14 protein-coding genes are annotated in these 13017 nt (G+C 73.3%); 11 read left to right on the plus strand and 3 right to left on the minus strand.

What is annotated here, in order from left to right:
* Window positions 1-2 precede the first annotated feature (2 nt).
* Window positions 3-1025, minus strand: a complete 1023-nt coding sequence (locus tag LK06_RS00180) for a zinc-dependent alcohol dehydrogenase (RefSeq protein ID WP_043434283.1) — start codon at window positions 1023-1025, stop codon at window positions 3-5.
* Between the two features lie 44 nt (window positions 1026-1069).
* Window positions 1070-1975, minus strand: a complete 906-nt coding sequence (locus LK06_RS00185) for a universal stress protein (RefSeq protein ID WP_039652448.1) — start codon at window positions 1973-1975, stop codon at window positions 1070-1072.
* A 258-nt stretch (window positions 1976-2233) separates the two neighbouring features.
* Here LK06_RS00185 and LK06_RS00190 point away from each other — a divergent pair, with 258 nt between their 5' ends.
* Window positions 2234-2911: a CBS domain-containing protein gene (locus LK06_RS00190; RefSeq protein ID WP_039652446.1), complete on the plus strand. Its 678-nt coding sequence runs from the start codon at window positions 2234-2236 to the stop codon at window positions 2909-2911.
* 130 nt (window positions 2912-3041) lie between these two features.
* Window positions 3042-3743, plus strand: a complete 702-nt coding sequence (locus LK06_RS00195) for a response regulator (RefSeq protein ID WP_039652396.1) — start codon at window positions 3042-3044, stop codon at window positions 3741-3743.
* Between the two features lie 269 nt (window positions 3744-4012).
* On the opposite strand, the gene LK06_RS00200 is transcribed toward LK06_RS00195, so the two are convergent.
* Window positions 4013-4897: a CBS domain-containing protein gene (locus LK06_RS00200; protein ID WP_039652394.1), complete on the minus strand. Its 885-nt coding sequence runs from the start codon at window positions 4895-4897 to the stop codon at window positions 4013-4015.
* A 176-nt stretch (window positions 4898-5073) separates the two neighbouring features.
* Here LK06_RS00200 and LK06_RS00205 point away from each other — a divergent pair, with 176 nt between their 5' ends.
* From LK06_RS00205 to LK06_RS00245, 9 genes are read left to right on the plus strand one after another with little or no spacing between them, the layout of a single operon-like run.
* Window positions 5074-5502, plus strand: a complete 429-nt coding sequence (locus LK06_RS00205) for a hypothetical protein (RefSeq protein WP_234367303.1) — start codon at window positions 5074-5076, stop codon at window positions 5500-5502.
* Entirely contained in the window at window positions 5499-6428 is a 930-nt protein-coding gene (locus LK06_RS00210; protein WP_039652391.1) for a V-type ATPase subunit, read from the plus strand. Before LK06_RS00205 ends, LK06_RS00210 begins: the two co-directional genes overlap by 4 nt.
* Window positions 6415-7854 carry a V-type ATPase 116kDa subunit family protein gene (locus tag LK06_RS00215; RefSeq protein ID WP_167747931.1) on the plus strand — a complete coding sequence of 480 codons (1440 nt, stop codon included), beginning with the start codon at window positions 6415-6417 and terminating at the stop codon, window positions 7852-7854. The genes LK06_RS00210 and LK06_RS00215 overlap by 14 nt, the downstream gene beginning before the upstream one ends.
* A 4-nt stretch (window positions 7855-7858) precedes the next feature.
* Window positions 7859-8272, plus strand: coding sequence for an ATP synthase subunit C (locus LK06_RS00220; RefSeq protein ID WP_039652389.1), 414 nt, complete (start codon window positions 7859-7861; stop codon window positions 8270-8272).
* A 2-nt stretch (window positions 8273-8274) separates the two neighbouring features.
* On the plus strand, window positions 8275-8499 hold the full coding sequence (locus tag LK06_RS00225; protein ID WP_234367304.1) for a V-type proton ATPase subunit F family protein: 225 nt from the start codon (window positions 8275-8277) through the stop codon (window positions 8497-8499).
* Window positions 8499-9008, plus strand: coding sequence for a hypothetical protein (locus LK06_RS00230; RefSeq protein ID WP_039652385.1), 510 nt, complete (start codon window positions 8499-8501; stop codon window positions 9006-9008). Before LK06_RS00225 ends, LK06_RS00230 begins: the two co-directional genes overlap by 1 nt.
* Window positions 9005-10762, plus strand: coding sequence for a V-type ATP synthase subunit A (locus LK06_RS00235; RefSeq protein ID WP_234367305.1), 1758 nt, complete (start codon window positions 9005-9007; stop codon window positions 10760-10762). Before LK06_RS00230 ends, LK06_RS00235 begins: the two co-directional genes overlap by 4 nt.
* Window positions 10759-12300: a V-type ATP synthase subunit B gene (locus tag LK06_RS00240; protein ID WP_078858955.1), complete on the plus strand. Its 1542-nt coding sequence runs from the start codon at window positions 10759-10761 to the stop codon at window positions 12298-12300. Before LK06_RS00235 ends, LK06_RS00240 begins: the two co-directional genes overlap by 4 nt.
* Window positions 12297-12941, plus strand: a complete 645-nt coding sequence (locus LK06_RS00245) for a V-type ATP synthase subunit D (protein WP_078858954.1) — start codon at window positions 12297-12299, stop codon at window positions 12939-12941. The genes LK06_RS00240 and LK06_RS00245 overlap by 4 nt, the downstream gene beginning before the upstream one ends.
* Window positions 12942-13017 lie beyond the last annotated feature (76 nt).

Raw genomic sequence — 13017 nt, forward strand, 5'->3', positions numbered from 1 at the left:
GGTCACCACCCCATGCCGAGATCGAAAACGATACGGGCCCGGACCTGGCCGCGCAGTACGTCGCTGATGGATTCGTTGACGCTCCGCAGCGGCCGGATCTCGTGGACGACGCGGGTACGGCCGGCGGCGTGCAGCTGGAACACCTCGGCGAGGTCCTGCCGGGTGCCGACGATGGAGCCGATCACCGAAGTGCCGTTCAGGACGGTCTCGAAGATCGGGAGCCGGACGGTGCCGTGCGCCGGCAGGGCGACCATGACGAGCTTTCCACCTCGCCGCAGCCCCGAGTTGACGGCCGCGAACGCCGCGTCGTCGACGGCGAGGGCGATCGCGGCGTGCGCGCCACCATGGTCCTTCAGCACTCGACCGACATCGTCCTTGCGGGCGTCGATGACGAGGTCGGCACCCAGTTCGGCCGCGAGCTCCAGCTTCTCGTCGGTGACGTCGATCGCGGCGACGGACGCGCCGGCGATCTTCGCGTACTGCACGGCGAGGTGGCCCAGACCTCCGATGCCGGAAACCGCTACGAGCTGGGCAGGCCGGACGCCGGCGACCTTGAGCGCCTTGTACGTGGTGACACCGGCGCAGGTGAGCGGGGCGGCGTCGACGGCCGTGACCCCAGGCGGCACCGGCTGGGCGAAGTCCGCCCAGGCCAGCATCTTCTCGGCGTACCCGCCGTCACAGCCGTACCCGGTGTTGATCTGCTGCTCGCACAGCGTCTCCCAGCCGGACAGACAGTGCTCGCAGCGCCCGCAGGCCCGGCCGAGCCACGGCACCGCGACCCGTTGCCCCACCGTGAGGTGGGTGACGCCGTCTCCGAGTTCCTCGACCAGGCCGACGGCCTCGTGCCCGGGTACGAACGGCGGATTCGGCTTGACCGGCCAGTCACCGCGCGCCGCGTGGATGTCGGTGTGGCACAGCCCGGAGGCCTCCACACGGATCCGGACCTGTCCCGGGCCGGGCTCGGGGTCGGGGCGTTCCTCGACGACCAGGGGTTCGCCGAACGCTCGGACGACCGCTGCCTTCATGGGTACGTTCTCCTCGATCTGTGCGTCAGTCGTGTCGTGCGTGGTCAGTCGTGCGCGACCACGGCGACGGGGGCGGTGACGTGGTGCAGGACGGCGTGTGCGACGTGCCCGATGTGGGCGCCCAAGGGACTGGTGCGGATCCGCCGGCCGACGACCACCAAGGACGCGTCTTCGGACGCGGCGACCAGCACCTGCGCGGGGCTACCGGACCGGCTCGCCTCGATGACCTCAACGTCCGGGAACTTCTGCCGCCAGGGGCGCAGCACCTCGGTCAGTACCGCCGCCTCACGGCGGGCCGAGGAGCCACCTGCGTCGAAACCGGCGTACATCCCGTACGCGAACACCGGTGGAGGGGGCCAGCCGTGCACGACCCGGAGCGCCGCGCCCCGGTGCGTAGCGGCGTTGAAGGCGAACTCCAGCAGGGTGTCGTCGGGGACTGCTACGTCGAGGCCGAGGACGACCGGCCGGAAGGAGGTCGTGGTGGACGGTACGCCCGCCGAGTCCGCAACGTGCTCGTCGGCGGCCTGCTCGCCGGCCCGGACCAGCACCACGGGGCGCTCGGCATGGGCGATGACGGAGTGGCTGACCGAGCCGAGCATGAAGCCGCTGATGCCGCCGAACCCGCGTGAGCCCAGCACCATCAGTTCGGCGGCGTCGGCCGCCTCGGTCAGGGCCTCGGCGGGGTTTCCGGTGGCCTGGTCGGCGATCACCTCGACGCCGGGGTAGCGCTGCGTCAGCCATTCGACGGACTCACGCGGAATCCGCTGGGTCCAGTACTGATGGGTCTCGTCGCCGAGCAGCGGTGCCTCGGCCATGGGGTCGGGAACGGGCTCCCACACGTGCAGGATCTTCACCGGCAGGCCGCGCAGTCGTGCTTCGCGCGCCGCCCATTCAGCGGCCGCGCGGCTCTCGGCCGAGCCGTCGAGTCCTACGGTGACGGTTCGGGGCATCGTCTCCACCTCCAGGGCAGTCATCCGATTCCAGCGTGGCGGCGCCGTGACCACGCGGTCAGGGGCCGCAGGTCCCCCGCTGCCGGACCGACCGGCCCCGCCAGCCGCCCCGACTCCGGGTGACCGGTGTCCAGGTCTTCGAATCCGGCCGCCGGAAACCGAACGGCCCGTCCGAGGGGGCCAGGTGGCCCCTGGCCCGTGCGCCCGTACCGGAACACCCTGGAGACGGCAGAGCGCCGCGGACCCTACGGAGTCATCATGTATGCCACCCCGCATGTCGTCAGCGATGTCATGACCCAAACGGTCGCCGCCATCGGCCGGCGGGCTCCTTTCAAGGAGGTCGTGCAACTGATGCAGGACTGGCAGGTCAGCGCTCTTCCCGTGATCGAAGGCGAGGGCCGGGTGGTCGGCGTGGTCTCCGAAGCCGATCTGCTGCTCAAGGAGGAACTACGGGACGCTCCCGACGAGGGCTACACCCGGCTGCGCCGCCCCTCCGACCTGGCGAAGGGCGAAGCAGCCACCGCGGGTGACCTGATGTCCTCACCCGCCGTGACGGTCCGGGCCGACGCCACTCTCGCCGAGGCCGCCCGGATCATGGCACGGGCTGGTGTCAAACGGCTGCCCGTGGTCGGCGCGACCGGGCTGCTGGAGGGTGTTGTCAGCCGCGCCGACCTGCTCAAGGTCTTCCTGCGCGAGGACGACGACATCACTGAGGAGGTCCGGCGCGAGGTCGTGGCGTATCTCTTCCCACTGCCGGATTCGGCCATTCAAGTGGAGGTACGGGACGGGGTCGTCACGCTGACGGGCCGGGTCCGCGACGCCGCCCTGATCCCGGTGGCCGCGCGGCTGATCCGGGCCGTCGAGGGCGTGGTGGACGTGCAGTTCGACCTCGCGCCCCACAGCCGTCCGACCTCCTCCGCGGCGACCATGGAGTGACCCCCGGTAACCAAGGAGTGAGATGGAGTGGGTGGGGCCAGTCGGCCCTAGTGTGTGCCCTGCCGGCAGGTGATGATCGGCCTCGTGGACGGCCCGCAGTCTGTCCGTCCCCGGGGAACGAGAGGCCGTTATGCCCGAGACACGCACCTTCACGGAGCAGAATCCGATTCGGGTGTTCCTACTGGACGACCACGAGGTCGTCCGGCGCGGCCTGACCGACCTACTCGATGCAGAGCCGGACATCTCCGTGGTCGGTGACGCGGACACCGTCGCACACGCGCTCGCCCGGGGCCCTGCCGTGCGCCCCCATGTCGCGGTGCTCGACGTGCGGCTGCCGGACGGCGACGGCGTCTCGGTCTGCCGGGAGCTGCGGGACCGGATGCCGGAGTTGTCGTGCCTGATGCTGACCTCATTCGACGACGAGGACGCCCTGCTGGACGCGATCATGGCCGGAGCCTCGGGCTATGTCCTCAAGCAGATCAGGGGCTCTGACCTGGTGTCGGCCGTGCGTACCGTAGCCTCGGGGCAATCGATGCTGGACCCGGCGACCACGGCGCGGTTGATGCGTTCCCTGCGGGCCGACCCCGTGGAGAGCCCGTCGCTGCCGCCCGAGCTGGCCGGCCTGTCACCGCGCGAACGCGACATCCTCACCCTGATCGGCGACGGCCTCACCAACCGCGAAATCGGCAAGCGCCTCTACCTGTCGGAGAAGACCGTCAAGAACCACATCTCGCGCCTGCTGGCCAAGCTGGGCGTGCAGCGCCGGGTGCAGGCGGCGGTGCTCGCTTCCCACCTGGAGCCGCACGGTTCTGGCGAGCGCGCGGAGCACTGAGGACGGCCACCGGCCGACCGCGGGCCGTGGAGGTCTGGCCGAGGCCGAGGGCGCGGTCCTTCACTCAGCTGCGGTCCTTCCGCCGAAGACATCCGCCATCAGTGCCACGTCCATGACACTTGCGCCGCGTGCACACGTGTGCTCACACACGGTCGCAACCGCTGCCGTCGTGGGCCACGCTCAGGGGCTGCTCCCGCCGAGCGTGGCCAGGGCAGGCACCGGGTCAACCTGGCGCAGCCGAGCGGGGCTGACGGCCGGCCGGAGCGTGGTCAGGCCGTGGTGAGCAGGTTCTTCACCTCCGCCACGTCCGCGATCTCCTCGACCTCGGCCGCGATCCGCTCCGCGGTCGCCGGCATGACCCGGCCCGCCAACTCGACGACGCCGTCGTGCACGCTCACCTCCACGGCGGCCCGGTCACCGGGCGAGCAGATGGCCTCGATCCTGGCCTCGACCTCCGCCCGTATCCCGGCGTCGTCCCGGATCATTACCTGGAGTAGCGCATCGCGGCCCACGACGCCGACCAGCCGACCCTCGTGGTCGGCGACCGGAATCCTCTTGAGTCGGGACAGCGCGGCGAGCCAGGCGGCCTCGGCCACGGTCGAGCCGGGCAGCACCGTAATTGCGGGGCTGGTCATGAGATCGGCCGCCGTCTCACCCCGGGCCTTGTCGTGCAGACGTCGTTCCCGCAGCCTGCCGACGCGCCCGGGCCGGTGGCCGGAGGCCTCGAAGGCGACCTTCGCCAGCAGGTCCGACTCCGACACCACCCCCACCACGTGGTCCTCCGCGTCCACGACCGGGAGGGCTCCGACCGCTTCCCGGGCCAACAGGCGTGCGATCTCCCGGTACGGCAGGTCGTCCGCCAGGGAGGCGGCCGGTACCTCCATCACGTCGCGAACCAGCGGCATCCCACGGGCAGTGGCCGCGGCCTGCGCCGGCGAGGACGCAGCGCCCCGCGGTGCGGGGTGCCGGGCTTCACCCGCCGGCGTCGGTGGGGGCGGCTCCTCGAAGCCCGCGTGCCGGGCCGCGGCAGCCGCCACAGCGCCCAGGTAGCGGACCAACAGCTCCTGCCGTTTCGTCTCGGCCGGGCTCCAGGGGCGGGAGGGCAGATCCCGCCGGGCATCCGCCTGAGCGGAGAGGTTCACATGTTCGTTCACTGCGGCCTCCGGGCTCCGTCGCTCCGTTGCGTTGCCTACCGTCCCAGTCTTCCGCTCAGCTGGCGCCCGCCTAGAGCCGAACGGCCCTGGTGGAGCGTCGTGACGGCCCTACCCCGCGGGAGCCGGGGCAGGGAGGGTGAAACCGAACGAGCAGCCGACCTGCGGGAGGCTGACCGATGAGCCTGCGGGACTTCCTGGAGCGGTTCCGTCCGACTGCTGCGCCGGGAGCGGCCGTCACCGGCGTGCCCGCCGACCGGACGGCGGAACGCGCCGCGGAGCTGGAACCCACACTGACCCGGCTCACGGCCGTTCAACGGGAGGCTGCACGGATCCGGGCCGAGGCGGACGAGGCGGCCGAGGCCCTACGCAAGGACGCCTCGCTGGCGGCCGCGAGGATCGTCGCGGACGCCCGGGAGCAAGCCCCTGAGGTACGGCGGCAGGCCGCGGTCCCCGTCCTGCGCGAGGCACGCCGGCAGGCGGACGTCCTACGCACGGCCGGTGACCAGGCGGCCGCGGCGGTACGGGAGCGCGCACGGGAACGGATGCCCGATCTGGTGGACCGCGCCGTGGCCGAAGCCCTGCGCAGAGCCGGCAGGGCGGTATGAGCGCCGCATGGGTGGCCGGAACGGTCCGCGCACGGGCGCTGGCCCGACGGTGTCCGGGTACCACCGGAGCCCGGGAGGTCGCGGCCTGCCCCACCCTCGACGCGGCGCTGCGCCGGCTGGCCACCACCCCCTACGTGAGGTACGCCCGGGCGACGATCACGCTGCCGGAGGCCCAGCGGGCGGTGGCCGCCACCCTGCTGTGGCACCTGCGGGTACTGGCAGGCTGGCTGCCGCCCAACGGAACCCGGCTGCTCGTCCCGCTCGCCGCCGGGTTCGAGGTGGCCAACGTGGCTACCCGGCTGTCTGCGGCGGACCGTCCGGGCGTGGAACCTCCGCAGCCTTACCGGCTCGGAGCGCTGGAGACCGTCTGGCGCCGCCTGGAACGGTCCGGGTCTTCCGCGGAGCTGCGTGCCGCGCTCGCCGCCTCCCCCTGGGGAGACCCGGGCGGCGACACGCCCCGGGCCGTGCTCACCGGGATGCGGATGGCTGCCGTCCGGCGCACGGCCGTGGCCGTACCACAGGCGCGTGACTGGGCCGTCGCACGTGCGGCCCTGCTGGTGGCACGGGAACTGTTCGTGCACGGGCGCTCGCTGCCGGAGCCTGCCCGGCGTGACGCGGCACGGCTGCTCGGCACACGGGCGCTGGCCGCCGGCTCGTACCGGGAGTTCCGCGACCGCGTGCCGACGGCGGCCCGTCGGCTCCTGGCGGATGTCACGGCACCCGACGGGCTGTGGCGGGCTGAGGGCCGCTGGTGGCTGACGCTCCGGGACGAGGGCACCGCCATGCTGCACGAGAGCCGGTACGGGCCCCGAGCGGTCGTGGGGGCCGTCGCGGTGCTGTCCGTGGATGCCTGGCGAGTACGGGCGGCCCTGGAGTCGGCGGCCCGCGGCGGACGGCCAGGGGAGGCGTTCGATGCCCTGGTCTGAGGCGATGACACCGGTACGGATGCGCCGAGTGGCGGTGATCGTGCCGCGGACGGCGCTGCGGGACGCCCTGGTGCGGATCGCCGCGGCAGGCTGTGTGGAACTGGATCGCGCGGAAGAGGCGGCCCCTGGCCCGGCGGCGCTGCGGCTGCGTCGGCTCCAGGGGCGGGGCGGGCCCGCCCCGCCCGGGGCCGTCGTCCCCCGAACCGGCCGCGCGGCCGTCCTGGCCGCCTCGGCACCCGACCTCGACCAGTTGGAACACCAACGCAGCACCGGCCTGCTGGCCGGCGAAGCGCAGTTGGAGGAGCGGGCCCAGGGTGCCGTGCGGCGTGGGGAGGTGGCCGCACTGGCCGGCTGGTGCCCGGCGACCGAAGTGCCTCGCATCGCGGCGCGGCTGGCGGCGGCGGGCGGCACCGTGGTTCCGCTTCCGTCCCCGCGCGGCACCGATCCTCCCACACTGCTGCGGCCGGGCGGGCGCTTGTCGTTCACCCCACTGGTGACGGCGTACGGCACACCGGCCTACGCCGACCTCGACCCGTCGTGGCCGGCCGGTCTGGCGTACGTCGCGATGTTCGGAGTCATGTTCGGCGATGTGGGGCACGGGGCGCTGCTGCTTCTCGGCGCGCTGGTCCTGCGCCTGGGCAGACCCCGGCGACTCGCGCCGCTGCGCCGGTTGTGGCCGTTCCTCGCGGGTGCGGGGCTGGCCTCCGCGCTCGCTGGCGCGGCCTACGGGGAGTTCTTCGGACCGACGGGCCTGTTGCCGGTGCTGTGGCTGAACCCGCTGGACAGTCCGGCCCGGCTGATCGTCGCGGCCGTCGTGTTCGGGGCCGGGCTGCTGGCCCTCGCGCAGGCCGCCGGTGCCGTCAACCGCGTGCGCGAGGGCGGCTGGGGCACGGGGCTGTACGCGGCGTCCGGCTGGGCCGGCTTGGTCTTCTACCTCGGTCTGGCGTCGGCCGCCGCGGGCCTGTTCCTGCATCGGCCGGCTCCGGCAGTGGCCGGGGCCGCGCTCGCCGTGGCCGGGCTGGGGCTGGTCGCGGTGGGTCTGTTCCGGGCGACGGCGGGTGGCGGTGCCGGGCTCGCCGAAACCGGCGTACGGGTATTCGATGTCATGGTGCGTGCAGGCACCAACACCCTGTCGTTCGCGCGGCTCGCCGCCTTCGGCCTGACCCATGCAGCGCTCACCGCCGTGGTGTGGAGGGGCACCGAAGTGGTGGCTGGGCAGGGCGCCGCCGGGGTCGCGGGAGCCGTGCTGCTCTTCGTTGCAGGCACCGCCCTCTGTTTCACCCTGGAGGCTCTGGTGGCCGGTGTGCAGGCCATGCGGCTGGAGTTCTACGAGCTCTTCTCCCGGCTCTTCGAGGCGGAGGGCCGTCCGTTCCGTCCCTGGCACGTTCCGCCGGCAGAACCTGCCGACGCACCCCCACGAAGGTGATCACATGCTCACCTGGCTGATCGTCCTGCCCGTTCTCGCAGCGCCCCTCGGGGCCGTACGGTTGCTCCGGCAGCGCCGCGCCCGGCATGCCCTGCGCTGGCTGCTGGCGATGGACCTCGCGCTCCTGGGCGGCGCCTGCGTCGTCCTGGCCACGGCGCTCGCGGGCCCGGCTCAGGCTTCCGCCCAGGCCGCCACGGCGAGCAGCACCAACGGGTCCGCGCTGATCAGTGCCGCCATCGCGGTGGCCGGCGCCTCGATCGGCGCCGCCATCGCGGTGGCCTACACGGGAGCGGCCGCGCTGGCGGCACTGAGCGAGCGTCCCGAGATCTTCGGGCGGGCCATCGTGATCGTCGGCCTGGCGGAAGGCATCGCCGTGTACGGGCTGGTGGTCGCGATCCTGCTGATCGGAAAGGCCTGACGATGGGTACCGTGGCGGCCATCGGCGCGCGGACCAGCGTGGGCGGGCTGGCCCTGGCCGGGGTCGATGTCCGTATCGCGGAGGATCCGGATGCCGTCCGCCAGGCCTGGCGGGACCTTCCCGGCACCGTCGAACTGGTGATCCTCACGGTGCCCGCCGCCCAAGCGCTCGAAGCAACGGCCACGGTCCCGGACCCGAGCCGGCCTCTGACGGTGGTGATGCCCTGATGGCGGCGCCCGTCGACGGCCTGGACCCGGTCCGTACCGAGTTGCTGCGAGCCGCCCGGGCCTCGGCCGACGCAGTCCTGGCACGGGCGCAGGCCGAGGCGGAGGAGACGCTGCGCTCGGCCCGCCGGACCGCGGCGCAGGTGCTCTCCCACGCTCGCCGGGCCGGCGCGGCGGACGGAGCCGCCGCAGCCGACCGCGAGCGGGAGCGCGCGCTCCAGGACGCCTGGGCGGTGGAACTCGCCGCCCGCGCCGAGGCCTACGCCAGCCTTCGGGCCGAAGTCCGCGCCGGTGTGCAACGGGCGTTGGCGGACGGTGCCGTCCCGCCGGAGCGGCTCGCTCAGACCGCACGAAGCCTGCTGGGGGCGGACGCGCAGATCACGGCCGTACCGGACGGCGGGGTGCGCGCAAAGGCGCCCGGACGCCGCGTCGACCTGTCCGCTCAGGCCCTCGCCGACCGCGCCGTCGATGCGCTGGGTGTCGCGGCCGAGACCCTGTGGGAAGTGCCGTGACCGATCGACGCCCCGTCGCACCGGCCCCGCCCGGGGACGGTGCGGGCAGGCGGATCCTGCGCGTCGCCGGGCCGCTGGTCGAGATGGAGTGTCCCGGTTCCGTGGCCATGCACGACCTCGTTCTGCTGGGAACCGCCCGGATCCCGGGCGAGGTGGTCGCCATCCGCGGCGACACGGCCACCGTCCAGGCGTACGAGTACACGGGCGGGCTGGCACCCGGGCATCCGGCCGAGCCACAGGGCCGGCCCCTGTCGGTCCTGCTCGGCCCCGGCCTGCTCGGCGGGGTCTTCGACGGCCTGCTGCGTCCCCTGTCCGGCGCCGGCGACCTGCTGGTGACGGGCGTGCCGGGCGCCGCGCCGGACGGACGCGTGTGGGCATTCACCCCGTCGGTGACCGAGGGAGCACGCGTTGCTCCTGGTGACGTCCTGGGGGAGATCGGGGCGCGGGTGCCACTGCGGCTCGTGGTCCCGCCGGACTGCTCGGGCGAGGTGACGCGGATCGCGACACCGGGCGAACACGGCCCGGGTACGGCGCTCGCGGTGGTGGACGGCCGCGAGGTGCGGATGGCCCAGCGGTGGCCGGTACGCAGACCACGGCCGGTCGCCGAGCGGCTGCCGGCGGACGTGCCCCTGCACACCGGGCAGCGGGCCGTCGATCTCCTCTTCCCGGTGGCCCGTGGCAGTACGGTCGCCGTCCCCGGAGGATTCGGGACCGGCAAGACCATGCTGCTGCAGCAGATCGCGAAGTGGTGCGACGCGGACGTGATCGTCTACGTCGGCTGCGGCGAGCGCGGCAACGAGATGGCGGACGTCATAGCGGAGCTGTCGGCCCTCGCCGACCCGCGCACCGGAGGACGACTGGCGGAACGCACGGTGACCATCGCCAACACCTCCAACATGCCGATGATGGCCCGTGAGGCGAGCGTGCACACGGGTGCGACGGTCGCCGAGTACTTCCGCGACATGGGCCTGGACGTAGTCGTCATCGCCGACTCGACCTCCCGCTGGGCTGAGGCACTGCGGGAGTTCGCCTCCCGCATGGGTGAGCTTCCCGCCGAGGAGGGCTATCCGGCGGGGCTCGCCTCGCAGCTTGCCGCCTTCTACGAGCGGGCCGCGGCAGTGCGCACCCCGGGCGGGGTGACCGGATCGGTCACGGTGATCGGTGCGGTGTCCCCGCCGGGCGGCGACCGTACCGAGCCAGTCACCGCGCACACCGAACGGTTCGTACGGTGCCTGTGGAGCCTGGACCGCGACCTCGCCTACGCGCGCCACTACCCAGCAGTCTCCTGGGTGGATTCCTTCTCCCGGGACACCCCGATGCTCGCCGCCGCGTACGCGCGCGGCGGCGATCCGGAGTGGGCCGCCCGACGCGGCCGGGTGACGAGCCTGCTGGCCGAGGCGGACCGGCTGGCCGGCCTGGTCGAACTGGTCGGTGTCACGGCTCTGCCGCCGCGTGAACGGATCAGCGTGCTGGCCGGTCGGCTCCTGCGCGAGGCGGTGGTCCAACAGAGCGCGCTGTCGCCGAGGGACGCCTACAGCACGCCCGAGAAGACGGCGGCCCTGGCGGAGGCCGTACTGACGGTGATAGACCGCTGCCGGGAACTCGTGGACCGCGGGGTGGGAGCCGACGCCGTCGAGGAGGTCGACTTCACCCCGCTGCTGCGGGCCCGCGAGAGTGCCGGGCCCGCCGAGACGCTTCCGGTGGCGGCGGCCCGCGACACCGTGCTCACCCGGCTCGGGGAGGCGGTGCCATGAGCAGGTCCACCGGGCTCGGCCGTGCCGGGCCCGTCGAGTACACGGGGGTACGGGAACTGCACGGCCCGCTCGTGGTCGTCGGCGGTGTGAGCGGCGTGGGCTGGGACGAGTTCGCCACGATCATCCTGGATTCGGGTGAACTGCGGCACGGGCTCGTGCTGGAGGTCGACCGAGACCTCGCCGTGGTGCAGGTCCTTGAGGACACCGCCGGCATGGACCGGACCAGTACCCGGGTCGCTTTCTCGGGCGCACCGCTGCGCGTCCCGGTCGGCACCGGCTGGCTGGGTCGGGTGTGCAACGGGCGGGGCGAACCGACCGACGGCGGACCGCCCGTGCTGGGCGGCACGTACGCCGCGGTGGGCGGAGCGCCGATCAACCCGCTGCGCCGGGAACCGCCCGACGAGGCGGTGCTGACCGGTGTGACGGCCGTGGACGTGCTGACCACCGTGGTGCGTGGCCAGAAGCTGCCGGTGTTCTCCGCGGCCGGGCTACCGCACCTTGATCTGGCGGTGCAGATCGCGGCCCAGGCGACCTGTGGCGAAGAGGCCTTCGCCGTCGTGTTCGCGGGTATGGGACTCACCCACGCCGACGCGGCATTCGTCCGGTCGGGGTTGGCCAAGCGCTCCGCGGCGCGGGAACTGGTCCTGCTGCTCAACACGGCCGACGACCCGGTGATCGAGCGGCTGCTCACCCCGCGGCTGGCGCTGACCGTCGCCGAGCACCTGGCGTTCACACAAGGCCGCCACGTCCTGGTGGTGATGGCGGACATGACGGCCTACTCCGAAGCGCTGCGCGAAGTGTCCGCCGCACGCGGCGAGATCCCGGCCCGCCGGGCCTACCCCGGCTACCTCTACAGCGACCTCGCCTCCCTCTACGAACGCTGCGGCCGGATCAGGGGCCGGCCCGGGTCCGTGACCGTGCTCCCTGTGCTCACCATGCCGGCCGGGGACATCACACACCCTGTCCCGGACCTCACCGGTTACATCACGGAGGGCCAGATCGTGCTGTCCGCCGAGGTGTACGCCACCGGCGTCTATCCGCCGGTCGATCCCCTCGCCTCGCTCTCCCGGTTGATGCGCAGGGGAACCGGAGCGGGGCGGACCCGCGCCGATCACCCGGATGTCGCCGCGCAGCTGATCGCCGCGCTGGCCCGGTCGCGTCAGGTGCGGGAACTGGCCGACCTGATCGGGCGGTCGGCACTCAGCCCGGCCGACCTGCGGCACCTGGACATGGAGGAAGCGTTCCGGCAGCGGTTCCTCGCCCAGGGCAGGGACGAGAACCGCTCGTTGGAAGATTCCCTGGACCGCGCCTGGGAGGTCCTGCTGACGCTACCGCGCGGTCATCTGGGCATGCTCCCGGCCGAACTGCTCGATGCCCACGGGGTTCCGTCCCGGGCGGGGCCGAAAGAGCCGGAAGAGCCGGAACCGGGCGGAGAGGAAACGGGCGAGGGAACGGGCGAGGAGGAGGCGCGCCAACGGAGAACGCAGGGAACCGGGACGGACAGTAAGGGAACGGACGGCAAGGGGACACCTCCGTGAGTGGGCGCGGCAGCCGGGTGCGGGCGGGCAGGGCCAGCCGGCTGCGGTTGCGCCGTGCTCTCGCCACCGCGGAGCGAGGCGCCGACCTGTTGGAACGCAAACTCCGGCTGGTGCTGGACCGCGAGCGCTCGGCACGACGGGCCGCAGCGGGAGCTGGCCGGATGTGGCGGGAGCGGCTCGCCGAGGCGGACACCTGGCTGGTGCGCGGGGTGCTCCTCGGCGGCGAACGGGCCCTGACCCAGGCGGTGCCGGCAGACCGGGCCCGGGTCGAAGTCCGGTGGGCCGTCCTCATGGGGGTTCGCCATCCGGCCGCCGTGTCCTGCACGGATGCGGTCCGCACCGCCCGGGAACCGGCGCCGCCGAACACCGCGCTGGTGCTCGCCGAGTCGGCGTACCGTGCCGCGGTCCGGGCGGGCGCGGAGTACGCGGCCCACCATGCGGCGGCCGAGTTGCTCGCCGCGGAGGCAGAACGGACCCGTCGGCGGGTCCGCGCCCTCCGCCGGCACTGGATACCGCGCCTACGGCACGAACTGGCGGCCGTGGAACTGGCGCTGGAGGAGTCGGAGCACGAGGAGGCGGTACGGCGCCGCTGGGCCGCCTCCCAGGGCGCACAACGACCTCGGCACGGCGAACACAGCTGACCACGGCGCGACGACCACGAAGCGGGCCCGTCAGGGGCCCGCCGGTGGAATGGACGAGGACTTCGTCAGCTGCCGC

Source organism: Streptomyces pluripotens (assembly GCF_000802245.2).
In the GTDB taxonomy this organism is placed as follows: Bacteria; Actinomycetota; Actinomycetes; order Streptomycetales; family Streptomycetaceae; genus Streptomyces; species Streptomyces pluripotens.